This is a genomic window from Isoptericola halotolerans (assembly GCF_013149785.1).
Classification (GTDB): domain Bacteria; phylum Actinomycetota; class Actinomycetes; order Actinomycetales; family Cellulomonadaceae; genus Isoptericola; species Isoptericola halotolerans.
The window spans coordinates 1-23,437 of the sequence record NZ_JABEZU010000003.1 but is presented as its reverse complement, the minus strand read 5'-3'; the positions used below and the strand labels follow the sequence as shown (position 1 = coordinate 23,437).

22 protein-coding genes and 1 pseudogene are annotated in these 23,437 nt (G+C 71.8%); 13 read left to right on the top strand and 10 right to left on the bottom strand.

Annotated features, from left to right (window positions below; translation table 11 throughout):
• Positions 1-128: 128 nt before the first annotated feature.
• Positions 129-344 (top strand): DUF7455 domain-containing protein, encoded by a 216-nt coding sequence (locus HDG69_RS12030; protein WP_171784081.1) that lies wholly within the window; start codon positions 129-131, stop codon positions 342-344.
• Positions 345-443: 99 nt separating this feature from the next.
• Here HDG69_RS12030 and HDG69_RS19085 read toward each other — a convergent pair whose 3' ends face one another.
• The 3 genes from HDG69_RS19085 to HDG69_RS12015 all read right to left on the bottom strand — a co-directional run bounded on the left by HDG69_RS19085 (position 444) and on the right by HDG69_RS12015 (position 3,844).
• Positions 444-2,045 (bottom strand): RNA polymerase sigma factor, encoded by a 1,602-nt coding sequence (locus HDG69_RS19085; protein ID WP_343036413.1) that lies wholly within the window; start codon positions 2,043-2,045, stop codon positions 444-446.
• A gap of 235 nt (positions 2,046-2,280) precedes the next feature.
• A complete protein-coding gene (locus tag HDG69_RS12020; RefSeq protein WP_171784080.1) occupies positions 2,281-2,640 on the bottom strand; it encodes a universal stress protein in 360 nt (119 codons plus the stop codon).
• A gap of 10 nt (positions 2,641-2,650) precedes the next feature.
• The gene (locus HDG69_RS12015; protein ID WP_171784079.1) at positions 2,651-3,844 is read right to left on the bottom strand and encodes a DUF4192 domain-containing protein; all 1,194 of its coding nucleotides are present in this window, start codon (positions 3,842-3,844) and stop codon (positions 2,651-2,653) included.
• A gap of 98 nt (positions 3,845-3,942) precedes the next feature.
• Between HDG69_RS12015 and HDG69_RS12010 the strand changes: the two genes are divergently transcribed.
• Positions 3,943-4,488 (top strand): hypothetical protein, encoded by a 546-nt coding sequence (locus HDG69_RS12010; protein WP_171784078.1) that lies wholly within the window; start codon positions 3,943-3,945, stop codon positions 4,486-4,488.
• A 40-nt stretch (positions 4,489-4,528) separates the two neighbouring features.
• The gene (locus tag HDG69_RS12005; RefSeq protein ID WP_171784077.1) at positions 4,529-5,635 is read left to right on the top strand and encodes a polyprenyl synthetase family protein; all 1,107 of its coding nucleotides are present in this window, start codon (positions 4,529-4,531) and stop codon (positions 5,633-5,635) included.
• 21 nt (positions 5,636-5,656) lie between these two features.
• Here HDG69_RS12005 and HDG69_RS12000 read toward each other — a convergent pair whose 3' ends face one another.
• The gene (locus tag HDG69_RS12000; RefSeq protein WP_171784076.1) at positions 5,657-6,049 is read right to left on the bottom strand and encodes an Rv2175c family DNA-binding protein; all 393 of its coding nucleotides are present in this window, start codon (positions 6,047-6,049) and stop codon (positions 5,657-5,659) included.
• Between the two features lie 63 nt (positions 6,050-6,112).
• Here HDG69_RS12000 and pknB point away from each other — a divergent pair, with 63 nt between their 5' ends.
• Positions 6,113-8,107 carry a Stk1 family PASTA domain-containing Ser/Thr kinase gene (gene pknB / locus HDG69_RS11995; protein ID WP_171784075.1) on the top strand — a complete coding sequence of 665 codons (1,995 nt, stop codon included), beginning with the start codon at positions 6,113-6,115 and terminating at the stop codon, positions 8,105-8,107.
• Here the strand turns inward: pknB and HDG69_RS11990 are convergent.
• The 3 genes from HDG69_RS11990 to HDG69_RS11980 all read right to left on the bottom strand — a co-directional run bounded on the left by HDG69_RS11990 (position 8,094) and on the right by HDG69_RS11980 (position 11,545).
• Positions 8,094-9,458: a class II 3-deoxy-7-phosphoheptulonate synthase gene (locus tag HDG69_RS11990; protein ID WP_171784074.1), complete on the bottom strand. Its 1,365-nt coding sequence runs from the start codon at positions 9,456-9,458 to the stop codon at positions 8,094-8,096. The genes pknB and HDG69_RS11990 overlap by 14 nt on opposite strands.
• Positions 9,459-9,472: 14 nt before the next feature.
• The gene (locus HDG69_RS11985; protein WP_171784073.1) at positions 9,473-10,699 is read right to left on the bottom strand and encodes a pyrophosphate--fructose-6-phosphate 1-phosphotransferase; all 1,227 of its coding nucleotides are present in this window, start codon (positions 10,697-10,699) and stop codon (positions 9,473-9,475) included.
• A gap of 75 nt (positions 10,700-10,774) precedes the next feature.
• Positions 10,775-11,545, bottom strand: coding sequence for a lysophospholipid acyltransferase family protein (locus HDG69_RS11980; protein WP_216645588.1), 771 nt, complete (start codon positions 11,543-11,545; stop codon positions 10,775-10,777).
• Positions 11,546-11,587: 42 nt separating this feature from the next.
• On the opposite strand from HDG69_RS11980, the gene HDG69_RS11975 reads away from it, so the two are divergent.
• Positions 11,588-12,121, top strand: coding sequence for a hypothetical protein (locus HDG69_RS11975; RefSeq protein ID WP_171784072.1), 534 nt, complete (start codon positions 11,588-11,590; stop codon positions 12,119-12,121).
• Between the two features lie 13 nt (positions 12,122-12,134).
• Here the strand turns inward: HDG69_RS11975 and HDG69_RS11970 are convergent, their stop codons facing one another.
• A complete protein-coding gene (locus HDG69_RS11970) occupies positions 12,135-13,079 on the bottom strand; it encodes an ROK family glucokinase (RefSeq protein WP_171784071.1) in 945 nt (314 codons plus the stop codon).
• Between the two features lie 212 nt (positions 13,080-13,291).
• Here HDG69_RS11970 and HDG69_RS11965 point away from each other — a divergent pair, with 212 nt between their 5' ends.
• Genes HDG69_RS11965 through HDG69_RS11955 form a run of 3 tightly spaced genes read left to right on the top strand, consistent with a single transcriptional unit; the run spans position 13,292 to position 17,170 of the window.
• Entirely contained in the window at positions 13,292-15,100 is a 1,809-nt protein-coding gene (locus tag HDG69_RS11965; protein ID WP_171784070.1) for an AMP-dependent synthetase/ligase, read from the top strand.
• Between the two features lie 34 nt (positions 15,101-15,134).
• Entirely contained in the window at positions 15,135-16,895 is a 1,761-nt protein-coding gene (locus HDG69_RS11960; protein WP_171784069.1) for a DEDD exonuclease domain-containing protein, read from the top strand.
• Positions 16,889-17,170 (top strand): Lrp/AsnC family transcriptional regulator, encoded by a 282-nt coding sequence (locus HDG69_RS11955; RefSeq protein ID WP_171784068.1) that lies wholly within the window; start codon positions 16,889-16,891, stop codon positions 17,168-17,170. The genes HDG69_RS11960 and HDG69_RS11955 overlap by 7 nt, the downstream gene beginning before the upstream one ends.
• Before the next feature lie 47 nt (positions 17,171-17,217).
• On the opposite strand, the gene trpD is transcribed toward HDG69_RS11955, so the two are convergent.
• Both trpD and HDG69_RS11945 read right to left on the bottom strand, forming a co-directional pair.
• Positions 17,218-18,291 carry an anthranilate phosphoribosyltransferase gene (gene trpD, locus HDG69_RS11950; RefSeq protein ID WP_425484030.1) on the bottom strand — a complete coding sequence of 358 codons (1,074 nt, stop codon included), beginning with the start codon at positions 18,289-18,291 and terminating at the stop codon, positions 17,218-17,220.
• A gap of 43 nt (positions 18,292-18,334) precedes the next feature.
• Positions 18,335-18,724 (bottom strand): response regulator, encoded by a 390-nt coding sequence (locus HDG69_RS11945; RefSeq protein WP_171784066.1) that lies wholly within the window; start codon positions 18,722-18,724, stop codon positions 18,335-18,337.
• 202 nt (positions 18,725-18,926) lie between these two features.
• Between HDG69_RS11945 and ctaE the strand changes: the two genes are divergently transcribed.
• From ctaE to HDG69_RS11920, 5 genes and pseudogenes are all read left to right on the top strand, one after another.
• Positions 18,927-19,580: an aa3-type cytochrome oxidase subunit III gene (gene ctaE, locus HDG69_RS11940; RefSeq protein WP_171784065.1), complete on the top strand. Its 654-nt coding sequence runs from the start codon at positions 18,927-18,929 to the stop codon at positions 19,578-19,580.
• A 68-nt stretch (positions 19,581-19,648) separates the two neighbouring features.
• Positions 19,649-20,431: a cytochrome bc1 complex diheme cytochrome c subunit gene (qcrC, locus tag HDG69_RS11935; RefSeq protein WP_171784064.1), complete on the top strand. Its 783-nt coding sequence runs from the start codon at positions 19,649-19,651 to the stop codon at positions 20,429-20,431.
• Complete coding sequence (gene qcrA / locus HDG69_RS11930) at positions 20,428-21,474, top strand: cytochrome bc1 complex Rieske iron-sulfur subunit (protein ID WP_171784063.1); 1,047 nt, start codon at positions 20,428-20,430, stop codon at positions 21,472-21,474. Before qcrC ends, qcrA begins: the two co-directional genes overlap by 4 nt.
• Complete coding sequence (gene qcrB / locus HDG69_RS11925) at positions 21,471-23,180, top strand: cytochrome bc1 complex cytochrome b subunit (protein WP_171784062.1); 1,710 nt, start codon at positions 21,471-21,473, stop codon at positions 23,178-23,180. The genes qcrA and qcrB overlap by 4 nt, the downstream gene beginning before the upstream one ends.
• 156 nt (positions 23,181-23,336) lie before the next feature.
• Positions 23,337-23,437, top strand: a pseudogene (locus HDG69_RS11920) (superoxide dismutase); the annotation flags it as partial.

Sequence of the window (23,437 nt, the reverse complement as noted above, 5' to 3'; positions counted from 1 at the left end):
AGTTCCCGCCGCGACCGGGGCAGGCGCTCCGCCCTCGCGGCCCGGGTGTGACCCACGCCGTGATCGCCCGCAGCGAACCAGACCCCCCGGGCGGGAACAACGGCACCGCCAGATGGTTTGATGGTGTCGTGAGCACAACGACCGAAGAGACGACCGAGCCGCTGACCGCCGCCGACCGCTGCGACCGCTGCGGCGCCCAGGCCTACGTGCGCGTCGTGCTGCCCGTCGGAGAGCTCCTCTTCTGCGGGCACCACGCACGGGCGCACGCCGACGCCTACCAGTCCGTCGCCCAGCACGTCCAGGACGAGACCGACCGTCTGCACGCCGAGCACGGCGCGCGCTGACACCACGCGTCCACGGTCGAGAGACGCCCCGAGCACGACGAAGGCCCCGCACCCATGGGTGCGGGGCCTTCGTGCGTGACGAGCTCGGTCGCTTCCGGCTCAGTCGAGGTAGTCGCGCAGCACCTGCGAGCGCGACGGGTGCCGCAGCTTCGACATCGTCTTGGACTCGATCTGGCGGATCCGCTCACGCGTCACGCCGTAGACCTTGCCGATCTCGTCGAGCGTCTTGGGCTGCCCGTCCTGGAGACCGAACCGCATCGAGACCACGCCGGCCTCCCGCTCGGACAGCGTGTCCAGCACCTGGTGCAGCTGCTCCTGCAGGAGCGTGAACGACACCGCGTCGGAGGGGACCACGGCCTCGGAGTCCTCGATGAGGTCACCGAACTCGCTGTCGCCGTCCTCGCCGAGGGGGGTGTGCAGGGAGATGGGCTCACGACCGTACTTCTGGACCTCGACGACCTTCTCGGGGGTCATGTCGAGCTCCTTGGCCAGCTCCTCCGGCAGGGGCTCGCGGCCCAGGTCCTGGAGCATCTGGCGCTGCACACGAGCGAGCTTGTTGATGACCTCGACCATGTGCACGGGGATACGGATCGTGCGGGCCTGGTCGGCCATCGCCCGCGTGATCGCCTGGCGGATCCACCACGTGGCGTACGTCGAGAACTTGTAGCCCTTGGTGTAGTCGAACTTCTCCACCGCACGGATCAGACCGAGGTTGCCCTCCTGGATGAGGTCCAGGAACAGCATGCCGCGGCCCGTGTAGCGCTTGGCCAGGGAGACCACGAGGCGCAGGTTGGCCTCGAGCAGGTGGTTCTTGGCCCGGCGGCCGTCGTGGGCGATCCACTTCAGGTCTCGCCACATGCGCCGTTCCTCGGCGTTGGCCTTGGTGCGGTCGAAGTCCGGGAAGTCGTTGTTCAGGCGCTCCTCGGCGAAGAGACCGGCCTCGATCCGCTTGGCGAGGTCGACCTCCTGCTCGGCGTTCAGCAGCGCGACCTTGCCGATCTGCTTCAGGTAGTCCTTGACCGGGTCGGCCGTGGCGCCGGCGGTGACGACCTGCTGGGCCGGCTGGTCGTCGTCGTCGGTGTCGGAGACGACGAAGCCGCCGCGCTCGTCCTCCTTCTTGCGGCCGTTGCGCGGCAGGGCGGTGATCCGCTCGGGCACCTGCTCCGGCTCGTCGTCGTCCTCCACGGGCACGCCGTCCGGCTCGGGCGCCGGCTTGTGCGCCTTGGCTGCGGCCTTGCGCGTGGTCTTCACCGCAGGAGCCGCCTTCTTGGCGGCAGCCTTCGCGGGAGCCTTCTTGGCCGGGGCCTTCTTCTCCGCGGCGGAGTCCTCCGGAGCGTCCTGCGCCGAGGAGGCGGACGTCTCCGTGGTGGACCGTGAGCTCGTCGACTTCTTCGCCGACGACGTCGCAGCCTTCTTCGCGGCGGGAGCCTTGGCCCGCGCCTCCGTCTTCGTCGCGGCGCTGCTGGTCGACGCCGCGGCCACCTTGGTGGCGACCGGCACACCGATCTCGACGCCTGCCGTGGCGAACGCGCGCAGCACCGCCTTCAGGCGCTTGGGGTCACCCACCGCGGCGGTCTCGCACGCGGTGCGGAAGCTCTCCGCGTCGACGCGACCGTCGGCGGTCCCCCGAGCGAGCAGCTCGGAGAGGGCAGAGTTGTCGAACTCGCGGGGCAGCGGGGGGTTCTGCGCAGTGGACGCCACAAACCGACCTTTCGGCATTCGAGGGGGCGGTGAACCGCCGTGTCAGCCGGGGACGGGGACCTCTCGGCTCGAGCGGATACCTCTATTGTACCGGCGACATCTACCAGCCGGTGGAGCACACGGCGTCCGCACCGTGTCCTGGACCACGATCCCGGGTGGGGACGCGTGTGATATCGAGGTGAACACCGGGTTGCCAGCCCCCTATTCCCTGGACGGCGACGGCATCCGGGGGCGGTCAGGGCTTGACGGCGAGGACGGGGCAGGGCGCCTCGAGCAGGATGCGCTGGGCGCCGGACCCGAGGATGAGCTTGCCCACCGGGCTGCGTCGTCGCAGGCCGATGACGATGAGCTCGCCGTGCTCGTCGGAGGCGGTCCGGACCAGGTCGTCGGCGAGGTCACCGGTGCCCGGGACGACGCGATGCTCGACGCCGGCGTCGGCGAGACGGCCGGCGAGGGCCTCGAGCTCCTCGGGGGCCGGGTTCGACCCCGAGCTCACCACGAGGAGAGCCTTCTCACGTTGCCGCGCCTCGGAGACCGCGGCCACGAGCGCTTCCCTGCCCTCGGGCGTTCCCAGATGTCCCACGACGATCGCCATGGGTGGCACGCTACCGGACGTCGCCCGTGGGCCGCGTCCTGCTCGGGGCCGGGTGTCTCGCCCTGCCGGCTCGTGCGCGGATCCAGCCGGGCGGCAGGGCCGAGGACACGACGCAGTGCACCAGTCGCGCGAGACGGTACGACTCGTCGACGTCGAGCGCCTCGGCCACCCGGTAGGACGCCCGGGGGCCGTCACCGGCCCACCACGCCAGGAAGGCGAGCAACGTGAGCCCGGCAGCACGCAGCCTCTGCGGCACGTGCGCGTCCACCTGCTCCAGGACGGCACGCGCCCGCGCGATGACCTCGACGTCGGGTGCGACGCCTCGCGCCGGGTCGACCACCCGGCCCAACGCCTGGCCGGTCTCCTCGTCGACGGTCGCACGGTCGCCGGCGCCCGTCGTGGCGCGCGCCGCCTCCTCCCCGCCGGGCAGCAGGGTCAGCAGCACCGCGTCCCGGACGGCACGGTCCGCGAGGCCGGCCGCGACCCTGCCGAGCAGAGCGGGACCCAGGCCACCGTCACCGCCGTCCGGACCCTGCCCGACCTCGACGGTGCGCAGCGCCTCACGCCACGCATCCAGGGCATCCCCGCGCCAACGGAGGCGTCCGGCATCGTCGCCCGCGGTGCGCCCACGGGCGATCTCGCTGCGCCGCGCGGCGCGACCGGCGAGGTTGCGGGCGGCGTCGGACGCCCGGGCGATCGCGAACGCCGCCTGCGCGGAGTCCGCCGCCACGTGCCCCGCGAGGACGTACGCGGCACCGATCTCGCTGCTGTCGAGCGCTCCGAGCGGGTGCCCCGGCTCGGGACAGCAGGTGGGGTCCTCGCAGCCGAGCCCCCGGTAGCCGTCGGGCGTGACGAGCCAGGGGTCCACGGGGACGACCGCTTCGACGGCGTCCAGGACGGCCTCGAGCGCGTCGGCCGCGGCGCTGACGTCGTGGGAGGTGTACAGCGCGAGCAGACAACGCTCGGGGCGTGTGCCGGCGACGGCGCGGGCGAGCGCCGCCAGCCCGGCGTCGGCTCCTGGTGACCGCAGGTCCTCGAGCCCCACCCGGGCGACGAGACCGGGCTCGTCCTGCGCGGTCGTGCAGGCGAGCACGATGCTCTCGGTCGGCCGGAAGCCGAGGCGGTAGGGCACGGCGGCGAGCACGTCGTGCGGAGACCGCAGCGGGATGGTCGTCGGGTCGGGAAGGTCCAGGCTGGTGGTCATGCCTCTGATCAGAGCGCAGCCACCATCGGCCCGGACACGGCCGGGAACCTTGTTGGGGACGGTGTCCGCTGGGGGTGGGGACCCGCTACCGTGAGGCCGTGCCCCCGACCTCTCGCCGTCGCGCCACGCGTGGCGCCCTGTGCGCCTCCCTGGCGCTCGGCCTGGCGGCGACGAGCGGCTGCCACGCGCAGCCCGTGGACGACACTCCCCCGCCCGGCCCCGGTGCCGAGCTCGAGGCGCCCTCCCCGACCGCCCTGCCGTCGTTCGACCCCGCGACGGCGGTCGGCGGGTACGCCCCGGACTTCCCGACCGACCTCCTCGGCGCACCGGAGGACTCGGCCGTCCTGGCCAGCTCCGCCGTCCCCGCGCAGGACGACCTGCTCGAGATCTCCTTGAACCTGTCCACCGGGCTGAGCACGCAGGAGGTCGTCGACCGGTACGCCGAGCGCCTCGACGAGGCGGGGTTCGAGGAGTCCGAGACGGTCGACGCGTCCGCCCTGACCGTCCAGACGGCGTACACCCGCACCAAGGGCAAGAAGAAGCCGCGGGTGGAGACCGTCCTGCTGGGAGTGCTCGACGACGGGGACCGCCGCCTCGTGTCGTTGTCCGGCAGCGTCCTCGACGTCACCGCCGAGGCCGGGTAGACCGAGCTGCACAGCTCCCCGCCCCACTAGGCTGTGGACCATGTCTGCCGCCTCCGACCTGGTCGAGACCGAGAACCTGCGCCACGACGTCGACGCCGCCCTGGAGCGGCACCTGGCCGGCCTGGTCGACGAGGTCGCAGCCACCGGCCCCGGCACGACGGCGATGACCGACCAGGTCTCGAGCCTCCTGGAGGGTGGGAAGCGCCTGCGCGCCGCGTTCTGCTACTGGTCCTTCCGCGCGCACGGCGGAGCGTCCCACGGGGCCGCCCGCGACGCCGTCGTCCGGGTCGGTGCCGCGCTCGAGCTGTTCCAGGCCGCCGCCCTGCTGCACGACGACGTCATGGACGCCTCGGACACCCGCCGCGGCCGGCCGACGGCGCACCGGGTGTTCGAGGCACGGCACGTGGCGCAGCGCTGGACGGGCGAGGCCGAGCGGTTCGGCACGGCCGCGGCGATCCTGCTCGGCGACCTGTGCCTGGTCGCCTGCCACCGGGAGGCGGCCTCGGCCCTCGACGCCCTGGACGCCCCCGTCTCCCGCGCCGCGCGGGACCTCTTCGACGCGATGACCAGCGAGGTCGTCGTCGGGCAGTACCTCGACATGCTCGTCCAGGCGGAGCCGTGGGGCGAGGACCCCGCCGCCGACGAGGAGCGCGCTCGGCTCGTGCTGCGGGCCAAGTCCGCCCGCTACTCCGTCGAGCGGCCGCTCATGCTGGGAGCGGTCCTGGCCGGGGCGACGTCGGACCGCGTCGACGCGATCGGCGCGGCCGGGCTGCCGCTCGGCGAGGCCTTCCAGCTCCGCGACGACCTGCTCGGCGTCTTCGGCGACCCGGCGGTCACCGGCAAGCCCGCCGGCGACGACCTGCGCGAGGGCAAGCGCACGGTGCTCATCGCCCGGACGCTCGCCCACGGCGACGACGACGCACGCCGCCTCGTCACCAAGCACCTGGGCGACCCGCGGCTGACCGACGACGACGTCGCCACGCTCCGTGCCGCGATCGTCGCGTCGGGAGCCGTGGCCGGTGTGGAGACCCTCATCGACGACCTCGCGGCGGCCGGGATGTCCGCCCTCGCCGCCGCCGATCTCGACCCGCGGGGGCGGGAGGTCCTCCAGGGCCTCGCCCGTGCCGCCGTCGTCCGGGCCGCCTGAGGGCCAGGGAGGCCTCGGCCGTCAGGCCAGGGACTGAGCGGCCCGGCGGACCGGGGCGCGTCGGCCGGAGCGCAACGCCTCGATCGGCGTGGCCCCCAGCGTCTCCTCCGGCGTGAACAGCCACCGCAGCGCCTCGACGTCGGACACCCCGAGGTCCGAGAGCAGGATGATGGTGCCACGCAGCGTCTCGAGCACCTCCGGGTCGCCGTGCGGGCCGGTGACGACGAACGCCGCCGGGACCTGCAGGGTGTTGCGCTCGCCGCGCTTGACCCCGATGACGTGGCGGGAGGCCACCAGACCCCGGGCCCGGCCCGGTGCCACACCGAGGGCGTCGGCGAGATCGGGCAGCGTCAGCCATTCACCGACGAGATCGTCGAGGTCGTCCAGGGGCAGGTCCTGCGGTGCGTCGTTCACGGCCCCAGCCTATGCCGCCGCGCCTGCAGGCCGTGCCGCGCCGCTGCTCCTACACTCGCTGACGTGGCCATCACGACGACCGATCCTCTCCTCGGCCGCCTGGTCGACGGGCGGTACGAGATCGTCGCGCGCGTGGCCCGCGGAGGGATGGCGACCGTCTACCGGGCGCAGGACCGCCGCCTGGGGCGCGAGGTCGCCGTCAAGGTGATGCACCCCCACCTCGCCGAGGGCGTCGAGGGAGCGAGCTTCGTCTCCCGGTTCCGTCGCGAGGCCCGCGCCTCGGCCCGGCTGTCCCACCCCGGCGTCGTCGCCGTGTACGACCAGGGGGTCGACGGAGCCACCAGCTACCTGACCATGGAGTACGTGCCGGGCACCAACCTGCGCGGCGAGCTGCAGGCCGGCCCGCTGACCGTGGACCGCGCGCTGGACGTGGCCGAGCAGGTGCTCGCCGCCCTGTCGGCGGCGCACCGGGTCGGGCTGGTCCACCGGGACGTCAAGCCGGAGAACGTCCTCATCGACGACGACGGCCAGGTCAAGGTGGCCGACTTCGGGCTCGCCCGCGCCGTCACCGAGGTGACCTCGACCGCCACCGGCACCATCCTCGGCACCGTCGCGTACCTGGCCCCGGAGGTCATCACGTCCGGGGGCTGCACCCCCGCCACCGACGTCTACGCCGTCGGGGTGCTGCTGCACGAGATGCTCACCGGCTCGCTGCCGTACCCGGGCGAGCCGCCGATCCAGGTGGCCTTCCACCACGTCCACGAGGACTTCCCGCCGCCGTCCCAGCGGGTGGACTGGCTCGGCGCCGACGTGGACGAGCTCGTCTCCGCCTTCACCGCGCGGGACGCGAGCCGCCGCCCGGCGCACGCGGGTGCCGCGCTGGCCGCCGTCGTCGGGCTGCGCGCCGTGCTCGACGACGCGGTCCTCGCCCGTGCCGCCGACCCACCGGAGCCCCCGGCCCCGGCGCCGGAGGCCACCGACTCGTCGCCCGAGGGGATCGAGACCGTCGAGCCTGCGCAGGACGCCGCCGTCGACGAGATCCCGGCCGGGTTCTTCGCCGAGGTCTCGGTCCGGGCCCACGACACCGAGCATCTCGTCACCTCCCCGGCCCGGACGCTGGAGCACGACAGCGCCGACGCCGCCGACTCCCCCGGCCGTCCTCGCGGTCGACGCCGGCTCGTGGTGTGGCTCACCGTCCTGACGGTGCTCCTCGGGGCGGGGGCGTACGGCACCTGGTGGTGGTTCGCCGACGGACCCGGGGCGTGGACGACCGTCCCGGCCGAGCTCGCCGGCGCGACGCAGGACGACGCGCTGGCGGCGCTCACCGCCGAAGGCCTCGAGGCCGACACCGTCGAGGCCCACGACGACGACGTCCCCGCCGGGCACGTCGTGACCACCGACCCCGTGCCCGGCGACCCCGTGCGCGTCGACGGGACCGTCACCCTGAGCGTCTCGCTCGGCGTGCTCATGCTGACGGTCCCCGACGGCCTGGTCGGTGCCGAGCAGGACGCGGCGAGCGCGGCGCTGCGCGAGGCCGGCTTCGCCGTCGACGAGGCCCGCACGGCCTACGACGACGACGCCCCGGCCGGCGAGGTGCTCGAGGTCTCGGTCCCGGAGGGTTCCGAGCAGCCGCACGACACGGCCGTCCGGCTCACCGTCTCGGACGGGCCGGCACCGGTCCGCGTGCCCCAGGTGGTCGGCCTCGGCAAGGACGGCGCCGAGAGCGACCTGTCGGACGCCGGACTGGCGGTGGAGTACTCCGACCCGGAGCACTCCACCGACGTCGACGAGGGGCGAGTGCTCAGCCAGGACCCGGAGCAGGGCGCCACGGCTCGCCGCACCGACACCGTCACCCTGACCCTCTCCGCCGGCCCGCCCGACGCCGAGGTGCCGGACGTCGTCGGCATGTCGAGCGAGGAGGCCGTCGGCGCGCTGGAGGACGCCGGGTTCGACGTCGACGTCAACCGCTACCTGGGCGGGCTGCTCGACACGGTGCGGTTCCAGGACGTGGACGGCACGGCAGCGGTCGGCACGACCGTGACCCTCACCGTCTGGTGAGCATCTCCGCGACCTGGAACGCAGTCTCCAGCGACTGCTGGTGGTTGAGGCGCGGGTCCACGAGCGTCTCGTAGCGCTCGGCCAGGCCGGCGTCGGAGATCTCCTCGCTGCCGCCCAGCACCTCGGTGACGTCGTCGCCGGTCAGCTCCATGTGCAGGCCGCCCGGCACGGTGCCCAGGGCGCGGTGCACCTCGAAGAAGCCGGTGACCTCGTCCAGGACGTCCGTGAACCTGCGCGTCTTGTAGCCGGACTCGGAGGTGATGGTGTTGCCGTGCATCGGGTCGGTGACCCAGGTGACCGCGACGCCCGCCGCCGTCACCTTCTCCACGACGTCCGGGAGCACGTCGCGCACGCGGCCGGCACCCATGCGGGTGATGAAGGTCAGCCGCCCCTCGCGGTTCTCGGGGTTCAGGCGCCGCGCCAGCGCGATCGCGTCACCGGGGCTCGTCGTCGGTCCCAGCTTGACGCCGATCGGGTTGGCCACGTGCGAGAGGAACTCGACGTGGGCGCCGTCGAGCTGCCGCGTCCGCTCCCCGATCCACAGGAAGTGCGCGCTGGACGCGTAGGGCTTGCCCGTGCGGGCGTCGATGCGGGTCAGCGCGCGCTCGTAGTCGAGGATGAGCGCCTCGTGGCTGAGGAAGAACTCGACGGTGCGCAGCGCGTCGAAGTCGGCCCCGCAGGCGTCCATGAAGCGGATCGCGCGGTCGATCTCCGTCGCGGTGCGCTCGTAGCGGGCGTAGGCAGGATTCTCCATGAACCCCCGGTTCCACTCGTGCACCCGCCGCAGGTCGGCGTAGCCGCCCTGGGTGAAGGCGCGCACGACGTTCGCCGTGGCCGTCGAGATCCGGTAGGCCTGCTCCAGCCGTGCCGGGTCCGGGGTACGCGAGCCGGACGTGAACGCGTGCCCGTTGACCATGTCGCCGCGATAGCACGGCAACGTCACCCCGTCACGGGTCTCCTCGTCGGACGACCGTGGCTTGGCGTACTGCCCGGCGAGCCGGCCCATCTTGACCACGGGCGTGCTGGCACCGTGGGTCAGCACGACGGCCATCTGCAGGATGGTGCGGACCTTGTTGCGGATGCGGGTGGCGTTCGCGTCGGCGAAGGTCTCCGCGCAGTCGCCGCCCTGCAGCAGGAAGGCCTCGCCCCGGCCTGCCGCCGCGAGGCGGTCGGTGAGGGTGTCGGCCTCGGCGGGCACCACGAGCGGCGCCGCGACCGACAGCCTCGCCACGACCGCGGCGAGGCTGTCGGCGTCGGGCCAGACCGGCTGCTGCCGCGCCTCGAGGCCGCGGAACCGGTCCAGGCCGTCCGGGTCGGTCCCCGGCGCGACGGAGTCGACGGCGCTGCTCATGGTGCCCGTCCGCCTCAGTGCTCGGCCGGCTGCGCCGGGACGAGGGACTGGCCGATGCCGGCCAGCAGCTCGCCGAACCACTCGGTGTGCACGTCGAACGCCTTGCCACCGGCGATGCGCGGGAACGCGATCGCCTTGAGACGGTCACCGTCCTCCTCGTCGTGGCCGATCACGCCGGCCTCGCCGCGCAGGGCGCACTCGACGGCGAGGTCGGTCATCGACTTGATGAGGCGCAGGTCCTCGGCGTTCGCGGCCGCGGCGCGCGAGTAGTAGCCGGACTTCTGGACCATGACCTTCTCGGCGCCCAGCTTCTCGGCGAACTGCTTCGCGAACCACTGGCCCGGGTTGATCGTGTCGAGCTTGACGTGCCCGAACGGGTCGCGCTGGACCTCCTCGCCCGCGGCCTCGAGCTGCGCGACGATCTCGTGCATGCCCGCACCCTCGGACAGGAAGATGTTGACGTTGCCCTCGGTGTCCATGATCGCCTTGAGACGCTCGGCCTCGGCATCGATGTCGAGCGCGAGCTCCGGCAGGAACACCGCGTGCACGTCCCAGCGCTCACGGGTGAGGCCGAGCGCCGGGGCGAACTCCTGGGCGTCGAGCCACTTGCGGTACTCCGCGGCGGCGGCCGCCGTCAGCCAGCCGCAGTGCCGGCCCATGACCTCGTGCACGATCAGCATGCGCGGGCCCGAGCGGTGCTCGCCGATGACGTTCGCCGCGAACCCGGCGGCCTCCTCGGCGGCGGTCCACGCCCCGAGCGACTGGCGGATCGGCACCACGTCGTTGTCGATGGTCTTCGGCAGGCCGACCACGGTGAGGTCGTAGTCGTTCTCCGCGAGGTAGGCCGCGAGGTCCGCCGCGGTGGTGTTCGTGTCGTCGCCGCCGATGGTGTGCAGCACGTCCACGCCGTCGGCCTTGAGCTGCTCCGCGGCGACGTGCAGGGGGTCCTGCCCCTCGCGGACGAGCCCACGCCTGACGCAGTCGGCGGCGTTGGTGAGCTTGACGCGCGAGTTGCCGATGGGCGAGCCGCCGAACCGGTGCAGGACGCCCGCCTGACGGCGGCCCTCCTCGTCGATCTCGATCTTCGTGCCGGTCAGCAGGCCGTGGTAGCCGTACTGGTAGGCGATGATCTCGATCGACGGGTCGAGCTCGGTGTACCGCTCGATGAGACCTCCGACGGCGGAGGACAGGCACGGTGCGAAACCACCGGCGGTCAGCAGGGCGACACGACGGACCGACATGAGGGGCTACCTCTCGTTGGGGATGGACAGCGGTGCCCATCCTAGTGAGGTCCCGCGCGTGCGCGTGACCTCGTCTCAGCCGGCGGGGTCCTGCGCGGGGGGCTCCGCGGCCGGGGGCTCCGGCGCCGCCGGCCGCGCCGCGCCGGGCGGGGCGTCCACCGGCAGTCCCTGCGCGAGCCGCACCTTCGCGGTGGCGGCGTACACGTCGACGTACTCCTGCTCGCTGAGCCGCAGGACGGCGTACATGATCTCGTCGGCGACGGCTCGCAGCACGAACCGGTCGGTCTCCATCCCCCGGTAGCGGCTGAAGTCCAGGGGCTCACCGAAGACGACACCGATCGGCCGAGGCTTGGGGATCACCCGTCCCAGCGGCTGCGCGACGTCGGTGCCCACCATCGCCACGGGGACCACCGGCGCGCCGGACTCCAGCGCCAGACGGGCGACTCCCGTCTTGCCCCGGTACAGGCGCCCGTCGGGACTCCGCGTCCCCTCCGGGTAGATGCCGAAGAGGTCGCCCTCGTCCAGCACGCGCATCCCGGTACGCAGCGCGGCCTCGCTGGCCTTGCCGCCGGAGCGGTCCACCGGGATCGTGCCGACACCACGCATGAAGCCGGCCACGAGCCTGCCCTTGAGCCCACGGCCGGTGAAGTAGTCGGACTTGCCGAGGAACTTCACCTGACGTTCCAGCACGATGGGCAGCACGAACGAGTCGATCACGGCCAGGTGGTTGCTCGCCAGGATCGCACCACCGGAGTCCGGCACGTGCTCGACGCCCCTGGTCCAGGGACGGAAGGCGAGCCGGAGCCACGGCCCGACCAGCACGTGCTTCATGATCCAGTAGAACAACGGTCCTCCTCGCGGCCTCGCCGACGACAATAGAGTGGTCCCATGGCCTCACCGAACCGGGACGCGGAACCGGACGACCTTCCGGACGCCGACGTCGACGCCCGTTGGTCCGACATCGTCGCACGTCTGGGTGACGTGGAGCAGTCCCGGTTCGTCGTCGAGGACGCCGGGACGACCACCGAACCCACCGGGCGCCCGGAACCCGCAGAACCCGCCGACGCCTCCCGGCCACCCGGCGAGACGCCCGCACCCGTGCAGCCTGCCGGCCCCCGCGACTGGGCGACGACGCCCGAGGTCGAGGCGCTCGAGGAGGCCGAGGACCACTTCGTCCCCCCGGACCCCGACCTCGTCGCGCACCGCGAACCCTTGCTCGCTCTCGCCTGGACGGTCGCCGTGGCCGTCCCGGTGCTCACGGTCGTGGCGGTGATCCTGCGGGCCATGCTGCCGGAGCTCGAGGTGCCGGGGTGGGTCGGACCGGCCGGTGGCGGGTCGTTCCTCGCCGCGATCGCGGTCCTCGTCTGGCGGATGCCCCACCGGCGTGACCCGGAGGACCACGACCCCGGTGCCGTCGTCTGAGGCGGTGGCGGAGTCAGCGGCGCGCCAGGTCGGCGGCGCCGATGATGCCGGCCTCGTTGCCCTGCTGCGCCAGCTCGATCTGCGCGACGGGACGGTGGCCCAGGGCGGAGAGCTCGGACTCGTACGCCTTGCGCACCGGCGTCAGCAGCAGGTCGCCCGCCGCCCCGACCCCTCCCCCGAGGACGATGAGCTCGGGGTCCAGCAGGGCCGCGACCGAGGCCGCGCCCTCGCCGATCCACCGGCCGAGGGTGGCGAGCAGCTCGATCGACAGCGCGTCGCCGGCCTGCGCGGCCTGCGTGATCTGCGGTCCGGTGATGTCGGCCGCGTCGCCGCCCGCGAGCTCCACGAGTCGGCGGGCTCGGTCCGGGTAGGCCGTCGCCGCCTGGCGGGCGTCGCGCACCAGCGCGGTGCCTGAGGCGTACTGCTCCCAGCAGCCCTCGTGACCGCACCCGCAGTAGTGCCCGCCCGGCACCACGCGCATGTGCCCGACCTCGGCCGCCACCCCCCACTTGCCCCGCACGAGCTCACGGTCGACCACGACGGCGCCGCCCAGCCCGGTGCCGATGGTCAGCAGCAGCATGTCGGTCGCCGAGCGCGCGGCACCGAACCGGAACTCCGCCCACCCGGCGGCGTTCGCGTCGTTCTCGACGACGACCGGCACGTCCAGGCCCACCAGGTCGCGGACCTTCTGCGCGAGCGGGTACTCGCGCCAGGCGATGTTGGGCGCGAACAGCACGGAGGTGCGGTCCGGGCTGACGAAGCCCGCCGCGGCCAGGCCGATGGCACCGACCTCGTGCTCCTTGGCCAGCTCGACGCAGGCGTCCGCGATCGCGCGGTCGATGCTCGCGACGTCGTCGGCGGCGGTGTCCCGCCGGACCTTGGCCAGGATGCGACCGGCCTCGTCCACGACGCCGACGGCGATCTTCGTTCCGCCGATGTCGACTCCGATGGCGTGCATGCGTCAAGTCCTCACGTTCGATCTCGGGGACGTCGGGCCGACGGGGCAGTCGCACCGACACGTCGGCGCGCCCGGGCGCGCCGGTGCACCAGACTACCGACCCGCGACCACCGCGGACGCACCGTCCACCAGTTGATGCGAGCCCGTGACCGCGGCGCCCGTGCGACCCGGTATCGTGACCGCCACGGACGAGCCCTGCCACTGGAGTCAGCATGGACGAGATCACCACACCGCAGCTCGTGGAGCTGCCCCCGACGTCGAACCTCAACGACCTGCTCACCGATCGCGTCACGAAGGATCCCGACGCGCCCATCATCGAACGACCGGCCGGTGACGGCTGGGAGAGCCTGAGCAACGCCGCCTTCGACGCCGAGGTCGTGGCCGTGGCCAAGGGGCTCGTCGCCAAGGGCGTCCAGCCCGGCGACCCCGTCGGGATCATGTCGCACACGCGCTACGAGTGGACCCTGCTCGACTTCGCCGCGTGGGCGGCCGGAGCGGTGCCGGTCCCGGTCTACGAGACGTCGTCGCCCGAGCAGGTCGAGTGGATCGTCACCGACGCCGGTGTCACCGTCCTGGTGGTGGAGGACGCCGAGCTCGCCGCCGTCGTCGGACAGGTCGCCGACGACGCACCGACGCTGCGCGAGGTGCTGTCCATCGACGACGGCGCGATCGCCGACCTCGTCGCGGCGGGCGCCGACGTCGACGACGCCGAGATCGTCCGCCGCCGAGCCCTCGCCGGTCTGGACGACGTCGCGACCATCATCTACACGTCGGGCACGACGGGTCGGCCCAAGGGCGCCGAGCTGACCCACGGCAACTTCGCCTCGCTCGCCACCAACGCCGTCGCCGCGGTGCCGGAGGTCTTCGCCTCCGGGGGCCGCACGCTGCTCTTCCTGCCCCTGGCCCACGTGTTCGCACGGTTCATCGAGGTGCTCGCCATCGCCGGTGGCAGCGTGCTGGGGCACTGGGCGGACGTCAAGACGGTCACCCAGGGCCTGGGCACGTTCAAGCCGACCTTCGTCCTCGCCGTGCCGCGAGTGTTCGAGAAGGTCTACAACTCGGCCGAGCAGAAGGCTGCGGCCGGCGGCAAGCTGAAGATCTTCCAGTGGGCCACGGCGACCGCGATCGCGTGGTCCCGTGCCCAGGACACCGGTGGTCCGTCGTTCTGGTTGAACGTCCAGCACAAGGTCGCGGGCAGGCTGGTCTACGGCAAGCTGCTGGCCGCCCTGGGCGGGCAGGCCCGCTACGCCGTCTCCGGCGGAGGACCGCTGGGAGAGCGTCTCGGCCACTTCTTCCGCGGGATCGGCCTGACGATCCTGGAGGGGTACGGCCTCACCGAGACCACCGCCCCCACGAGCGTCAACCGTCCGGCGGCGAACCGCATCGGCTCGGTCGGCACCCAGCTGCCCGGCTGCGGGGTCAAGATCGCCGCGGACGGCGAGATCCTGCTCAAGGGCGTGCACGTCTTCCGGGGATACCACAACAACGCCGAGGCCACGGCCGAGTCGTTCGACGGCGAGTGGTTCCGCACGGGCGACCTCGGCACGCTGGACGACGAGGGCTTCCTGTCGATCACCGGCCGCAAGAAGGAGATCATCGTGACGGCCGGTGGCAAGAACGTCGCCCCGGCCGCCCTGGAGGACCGCATCAGGGCTCACGCCCTGGTGAGCCAGTGCGTCGTCGTCGGCGACAACCGGCCGTTCATCGGTGCCCTGATCACCATCGACCCGGAGGGTCTTCCGGGCTGGCTGAAGATGCACGACAAGCCCGAGATGACCGTCGAGCAGGCCCGGACGGACACCGATGTCCTGGCCGCGCTGGACGCGGCCGTGGCCCGGGCCAACAAGGCTGTCTCGCGCGCGGAGTCCATCCGCAAGTTCTCGATCCTCGCCGAGGACCTCACCGTCGAGAACGACTACCTCACGCCGTCCCTCAAGGTGAAGCGCTCGGTCGTGCTCAAGGACTTCGCGGACGACGTCGAGGCGCTCTACCTCGACACCCGCGAGCAGTCCCCGGACTGACCTGCTGTCGGTGGCGGGGACTACGGTCCCCGCCATGTCGATCGCACGAGCTCCGCAGGCCGCGACGGCGGCGGTCCAGCCGTCCTTCGCGGACATCGGGACACCGCTGCAGGACGTGACCTTCGTCGTCGTGGACCTGGAGACCACCGGCAGCCGGGCGAGCGACGCCGGCATCACCGAGATCGGTGCGGTCAAGGTCCGCGGCGGCGAGGTCCTCGGCGAGTTCCAGTCCCTGGTGAACCCGGGGCGGCCGGTGCCGGCCTTCGTCGCGAGGCTCACGGGCATCACCACGTCGATGGTCGCGACGGCACCGGACGTGGCGCTCGTGCTGCCGGGCTTCCTCGAGTTCGCCCGCGGCTGCGTGCTGGTGGCCCACAACGCCCCGTTCGACGTCGGTTTCCTGCGCGCCGCCTGCGCCGACCTGGACTACACGTGGCCCGGCTTCACCGTCGTGGACACCCTGCCGCTGGCCCGTCGCGTCGTGCTGCGTGACGAGGCACCGAACCACAAGCTCGCCACGCTGGCACGGCTCTTCCGGGCCCGGACGTCGCCCGACCACCGAGCGCTCGCCGACGCCCGTGCCACGGTCGACGTCCTGCACGCCCTGCTGGAGCGCCTCGCCCCGCTCGGCGTCACGCACCTCGAGGACCTCGCCACCGCTGCCGACCCGGTCCCCGCCGACGTCCGGTGCAAGGCGACGCTGGCGGACGGGTTGCCCAGCGCCCCCGGCGTCTACCAGTTCCGGGGACCGGACGGCGAGGTGCTCTACGTCGGCACCTCCACGGACATCCGGCGGCGTGTGCGGTCCTACTTCACCGCGGCCGAGAAGCGGCGCCGGATCACCGAGATGGTCCGCATCGCGCACGCGGTCACACCGGTCGTCTGCGCGACACCGCTGGAGGCGCAGGTCCGCGAGCTGCGCCTGATCACGGAGCACGCCCCGCGGTACAACCGCCGGTCCAAGCACCCCGAGCGTCAGACGTGGGTCCGACTGACGGACGAGGCGTACCCGCGGCTGTCGGTGGTGCCGGAGGTGCGCGGCGACGTCCCGCACATCGGTCCCTTCTCGTCGCGACGGGCCGCCACCGCCGCCGTCGAGGCGCTCCACGACGCGATCGCGCTGCGCCGGTGCACCCCACGGCTGCCCCCGGTCTCGCGGGTCCGCCGCAGCCCCTGCGCGCTGGCCGGGCTGGGACGCTGCTCGGCACCGTGCGTCGCGACGACGGAACCGGACCACGACTACGCGGCCGTCGTGGAGGAAGCACGGACCGCCCTGACCGGTGACCCCGGTGCCGTGGTCCGTCTCCTCGCCGAGCGCGTGGCCCGGCTGGCCGGTCAGGAGCGGTTCGAGGAGGCCGGACAGGTGACCCATCGACTCCGGTCCTTCGTCGCGGCCGCCGCCCGGGCGCAGCGCCTCGACCCGTTGAGCCGTTGCGCCGAGCTCGTGGCCGCCCGGCCGACGGCCGCGGGCGGCTGGGAGCTGGTCGTCGTGCGTCATGCCCGGTTCTCCGGGACGGCGGTGACGGGCCCGGGTGAAGACCCCCTGCCGGTGGTGGACGCGCTGCGTGCGACGGCGGAGGCGGTCGAGCCCCCGTCCCCTCCGGCGCCGGCCTGCCATCCGGAGGAGGCCGCGCTGGTGCTGGACTGGCTCGATCAGCCGGGCGTCCGCCTGGTGCACACCTCGGACCCGTGGACCTGCCCGGTGCGCTCGGCCGTCGCGCACGCCGATCTCGAGGACGTGTCGGCCTCGGTCGCGCTCGCGCTGCGCGGCCCCGATACGATGACGGCATGCTGACCGCGATCGTCCTCATCGACACCGTGCCGGACCGGATCCCCGAGGTCGCCACGCAGGTCACGAACCTGCGTGGGGTGAGCGAGGTCTACTCCGTCACCGGCAAGGCCGACCTCGTGGCGATGGTCCGGGTCGGCGAGCACGACGAGCTGTCGTCGGTGATCGCCGACGGCATCAGCAAGGTGCCCGGCGTGCTGCGCACCGAGACGCTCATCGCCTTCCGGGCGTACTCCCACCACGATCTGGAGCAGGCTTTCGCCCTGGGGCTCGACGACTGAGCCGCTCGGACCCGGAAGCCCGGAACACCCGCTGGTGAGACCGCGTCTCAGATCTGCGTGGCCGCCACCCACTGTTCGACGACCGTCGCCGCGCCGCCGTCGTCGATGCTGCGCGCCGCGTGGTCCAGCCCTGCGGCCAGGCGGTCGCGCAGCGAACCCTCGGCCGTGCCCGGCAGCGACCGGTCCGCCACGAGCGCAGCCGCGGCGTTGAGCAGCACCGTCTGCCGGACGGGGCCTTCGTCGGAACCGGTGAACACCTCGCGGGCGACCTGAGCGTTGTGCGCCGCGTCAGCACCACGCAGGTCCGCGATCCCGATGCTGTCGAGACCGAGGTCCGCCGCCGCGTCGAGACGCTGCTCGACGACCCGCCCGCCGCGCACCTCCCACACCGTCGCCTTCCCGGTGGCGGCCAGCTCGTCCAGGCCGTCGTCGCCACGGAACACGAGCGCATCCGTCCCGCGCGAGGCGAGCACGCCCGCCATGAGCGGCGCCATCCGGGCGTCCGCGCACCCGACGGCCGTCGCCCCGGGCTGAGCAGGGTTGGTCAGCGGGCCGAGGAAGTTGAACGCCGTCGCGACGCCGAGGTCACGACGCGCCGTGGCCGCGTGCCGCATCGACGGGTGGAACAGGCCCGCGAAGCAGAACGTGATACCGACCTCGTGCGCGATCTCGGCGACCCGCTCGGCCGGCTGGTCGAGCCGCACCCCCAGCGCCTCCAGCACGTCGGCCGAGCCGGACGACGACGACGCCGCCCGGTTGCCGTGCTTGACGACCCGCACCCCGGCGCCGGCCACGACGACCGCCGCCATCGTCGAGACGTTGACCGTGTGGTGCCGGTCGCCGCCCGTGCCGACCAGGTCGACCGTCGGGCCGGCCACCTCGATGCGGACCGCGTGGGCGAGCATGGCGTCAGCCAGCCCTGCCAGCTCCTCCGCCGTCTCCCCCTTCGCGCGGAGCGCGACGAGGAAGCCCGCCAGACGCGTCGCCGGCACCTCGCCGGACATCACCTGATCCATCGCCCAGGAGGTCTGCTCCGCCGTCAGGTCGCCGCCGGCGATGAGCTCGGTGAGCACACCGGGCCAGGTGTGGTCGGTCAGGGCACTCGGGGTCACGGCAGTCACTTCCAGCAGGGGTTCGGGACGGGCAGACGGCGGACGCCGTGGCTCAGGCTGCCGGCGACAGGGTCTCCGCCACCGCTCGCTGCACCACCAGCGCGTCGAGCGGCCGCGGCACCACGGCGTCGGCGAGCGACCATGATGCCAGCCAGGCGTCCTGCGGCCGTCCCGTGAGCACGACGACGGGCGGGCAGGAGTAGACCTCGTTCTTCAGCTGACGGCACAGACCCATGCCACCCGCCTTGTCAGCCTCTCCGTCCAGGACCAGCAGGTCGAACCGGCCGCTCTCGGCCGTCGCGACGAGCTGCTGCGCCGTCGCTACCTCCGTCCAGGCGATCTCGGCCGACCCCGCCCTCAGGCGTGGGCCGACAGCGAGGCGCACCTGTTCACGCACGGTGCTGTCGTCGCTGTAGAGCAGGACACGGGGGCCTGTCGTCATCGAGCATCCCTTCGCAGATCTTTGATGGCATCGTGGCACAGGTCCGTCACCTCGGTCACCGACGTGACGTGGTCTTTTCGTGGCAGTCTTCCTCGATCCGTCACGAACACCTCGCTCGACCGCACGTTTCTGCAGATTCGGTGAGCCGGATCTCCACGAAGTGCACCCCCCGGGTCCTCGAACCCGCCTCACGTCCGCCATAATGGCTGATGTGTCGACTGCAACGGCTGCTGCCCCCCACGCCCATCAGCACGTGACCGTCAACAGACCGAACCCTGTCTCGGTCGGGACGATCGTGTGGCTCGCCAGCGAGCTCATGTTCTTCGCGGGCCTGTTCGCCATGTACTTCACCGTCCGTTCGGTCATGCCCGAAGAGGAATGGGCGGCCGAGGCGGGACAGGTCAGCCTGATCTTCCCGCTGATCAACACCTGCATCCTGGTCGCCTCGTCGATCACGTGCCAGGCCGGCGTCCTGGCCGCGGAGCGGTTCCAGCCGCTGCGCACCGGCTCCCTGCTCCAGGTGAACCGCTGGGGCATGACGGAGTGGATGACGCTGACCTATCTCATGGGGGCGATCTTCGTCGCCGGTCAGATCTTCGAGTACGCCGAGCTCGTCGAGCACGGTCTGACGATCTCCTCCAGCGCCTACGGTTCGGTCTTCTACCTGGCGACCGGCTTCCACGGTCTGCACGTGGCCGGCGGACTCATCGCCTTCCTGTTCCTGCTGGGCCGGTCCTTCCGGGCCAAGCGCTTCACGCACCACGAGGTCACCACCGGACTGGTGGTGTCCTACTACTGGCACTTCGTCGACGTCGTGTGGATCGCCCTGTTCCTGGTGATCTACGTCCTGAAGTAGTCCGGGGCCGGCGCAGTCGCCGACCCCTCCGACCCTGCACCATCCACCTGCGAGACGAGGACATTTTCGTGAAGGCACTCGCCGCCCGCCGGCACCACCGGGCCGCCCCGGTCGTGCTGCTGCTGCTGGCGCTGCTGGTCACGGGCGGCTTGTACGCCGTCCTGGCACCCAGTCCGGCCACTGCCGAGACCGCCAGCACAGCGACCGACGTGGAGGAAGGGAAGCGTCTCTTCCAGGCCAACTGCGCCACGTGCCACGGCCCCAACGCCGAGGGCTCCCCCGAGGCGCCCTCGCTGGTCGGGGTGGGAGCCGCGTCGGTCGACTTCCAGGTCTCGACCGGCCGCATGCCCATGCAGATGACCGGGCCGCAGGCTGCCGAGAAGCCGCCGCAGATGGACCCGGAGCAGACTGCCCAGCTCGCGGCCTACGTCGCGTCGCTCGGAGCCGGTCCTGCCATCCCGACCGACGAGCAGGTGGACGCCGCGCTCGGTGACTCCGCGAACGGCGCGCTGCTGTTCCGCACCAACTGCGCGATGTGCCACAACGCCGTCGGCGCCGGTGGCGCGCTCTCCGAGGGCAAGTGGGCCCCGCCCCTGTACGACGTCTCGGAGCGGAACATCTACCAGGCGATGCTGACCGGCCCGCAGTCGATGCCGGTCTTCAACGACGCCAACCTCAACCCCGAGGAGAAGCGCGACATCATCACCTATCTCGTCGAGCAGCGCGAAGGATCCGCAGGTGGCCTCTCGCTGGGCTCTCTCGGGCCCGTCAGCGAGGGTCTGTGGGCCTGGGTCGTCGGGCTCGGTCTGATGATCGGCGCAGCAGTGTGGATCGGAGCGAAGTCCTCGTGAGCGCGAACCAGAACCCCCACCCCGGTCAGGAGGTCACGGCGACGTCCTCCACCTCTCCGGAGCGTTTCGAGGACCCCGGCGTCCCGGCGCACAAGCCGCGGTTGACCGACACCGACCCGCAGGCCGCACGGCGCAACGAACGCATCGTCACGATCATCTTCGCCATCTCGTGCCTCGGCGCGATCGCCAGCCTCGTGGCGTACTTCGCGGTGCGTCCGGACGGTACGACCGAGGGCACCCGCCTGTCGACCGCCCTGCTGGGCGTCACCATGGCGATCTCGCTGCTCGGCATCGGTGTCGGGGCGATCCACTGGGCGAAGTCCCTCATGAGCGACCACGAGCACGTGGACGAGCGCCACGAGCTCGCCAGCCCGCCCGAGGTGCGCGCGGTCGCCGTCCAGCACCTCGCCGACGGCGCCGAGGACTCCGGCATCGCCCGTCGAGGCGTGCTCAAGGGAGCGGCTGTCTCCGCTCTCGCCCTGTTCCCCCTGACGTTCGCCGTCCCGCTGATCTCCAGCGTCGGTGGTGACTGGGACGTCTCCAAGTTCCGTCACACGATCTGGGAGCGCAACAGGCGTCTCGCCTACGACCCCTCCGGGCGTCTCATCAAGGCCTCCGACCTGACGGTCGGCTCGGTCGCGCACGTCATCCCGGAGGCATCGCAGGAAGAGATGCGGTCACACGAGTGGATCACGGAGAAGGCCAAGGCCGTCGTGCTCCTCGTCAGGCTGAATCCCGAGGACCTTCGTTCCGACCAGTCCCCCGAGGGTGAGACCTGGTCCTACGACGGGATCGTCGCCTACTCGAAGATCTGCACCCATGTGGGTTGCCCGGTGGCTCTCTACGAGCAGCAGACGCACCACCTGTTGTGCCCGTGCCACCAGTCCACGTTCGACATGGCTGACGGCGCCAAGGTCGTCTTCGGCCCCGCGAACCGGCCGCTGCCGCAGCTGCCGATCACGGTCGACGACGAGGGCTACCTCATGGCGCAGGACGACTTCGCCGAGCCTGTCGGCCCGAGCTACTGGGAGCGTCTGAAGTGAGTACCGACACCAGCCCTTCCTCCACCGTCGAGCCCCCCACGACCCCGGCCGGCAAGGCAGCCGACTACCTCGACCAGCGCACCGGAGTGGGCGTCGCGGTCAAGGAGTTCGCGCGCAAGGTCTTCCCGGACCACTGGTCCTTCATGCTCGGCGAGATGGCACTGTTCTCCTTCGTCGTGCTGCTCCTGACGGGCGTCTTCCTGACGATGTTCTTCGACCCGTCGATGGCGCTCATCGAGTACCACGGGGCTGGCCCCGAATCGATGCAGGGCCAGCTCATGTCGGTGGCCTTCGCCTCGACGTTGGACCTGTCGTTCGAGGTTCGCGGCGGCCTGCTGATGCGCCAGATCCATCACTGGGCGGCGCTGGTCTTCATGGCCTCCATCGTCGTGCACATGATGCGCGTCTTCTTCACCGGTGCCTTCCGCAAGCCGCGTGAGATCAACTGGCTCGTCGGAACCGTGCTGATGATCCTCGGCCTCGCCGCCGGGTTCTCCGGCTACTCGTTGCCGGACGACGTGCTGTCCGGCAACGGCCTGCGCATCACCGACGGTGTCGTGAAGTCGATCCCGGTGATCGGCTCGTACACGTCGTACTTCCTCTTCGGCGGCGAGTTCCCGGGCGAGCACATCATCCCGAGGCTCTTCACCGTGCACATCCTGCTCGTGCCGGCTCTGATCCTCGTGCTCATCGGCGTCCACCTGTTCCTCATGGTGCTGCACAAGCACACGCAGTACCCGGGCGGCGGCCGCACGGACAAGAACGTGGTCGGCTACCCGCTCTTCCCGGTGTACATCGCGAAGATGGGCGGGAACTTCTTCATCGTCTTCGGCATCCTCGCCCTGATGGGCGCGACGATGAGCATCAACAACGTGTGGAACTACGGTCCGTACGATCCCTCTCCGGTCGGGGCCGGTGCACAGCCCGACTGGTACATGCTGTTCCTCGAGGGATCGCTGCGCCTCATGCCGGGCTATGCCACCGAATGGGTGATCTTCGGCTACACACTGTCGCTGAACGTGCTGATCCCTGCGGTGGTCATCCCCGGTCTGCTGTTCACGTTCCTCTTCGTCTATCCGTTCATCGAGGCGCGGGTGACCGGCGACAAGCGCGAGCACCACGTGCTGGACCGCCCGCGCAACGTCCCGGCACGCACGGGTCTGGGCGTCGCGTTCCTGACGGCGTTCATCATCCTCGCGCTCGCCGGCTCGAACGACCTCATCGCGACGCACTTCGGGATGTCGCTCAACCAGATCACCTGGGCGTTCCGGATCCTGTTCTTCGCAGGCCCCGTGTTCGCCTACTGGGTCACCAAGCGCATCTGCCTCGGTCTGCAGCGCAAGGATCGTGAGCTCGTCCTGCACGGCCACGAGACAGGCCGCATCGTGCGGTTCGCCAACGGTGAGTACATCGAGGTGCACCGCCCGCTCGACGACCAGGAGCGCTGGCTGCGCGTCAACTACGACGCCCATCGACCGCTCGAGATCGAGCCGGCGACGGACGCCCGTGGTGTCAAGCGTCCGGGGTACCAGAAGGACAAGCAGTGGCAGAAGCTGTCCCGGTTCTTCTTCGAGGATCGTGTCGAGCCGGTCACCCCGGCCGAGCTCGCTGCCGCGCACGCGCACGGCGAGCACGACGAGATCGAGGCCGCCCCCCGCTCCCCCGAGCTCGTCTCGGGGACAGAGAACGCCGATCGGGAGCAGTGAGTCTCCTGAGCGGATAGGTCACAGAGACCCGCGCATCCCCCGTCACGACGGGAGGTGCGCGGGTTTCTTGTTCTGTCCGCGCGGGTGGTTCCCCCACCTGCTCGGCGCTGACCACCCCGGCACCCTGCGGTGCCCGACGACGGAAGGTAGATGAGCATGGCTGTCTACACGTTGCCTGACCTGCCCTACGACTACAGCGCCCTGGAGCCGCACATCAGCGGCAAGATCATGGAGCTGCACCACGACAAGCACCACGC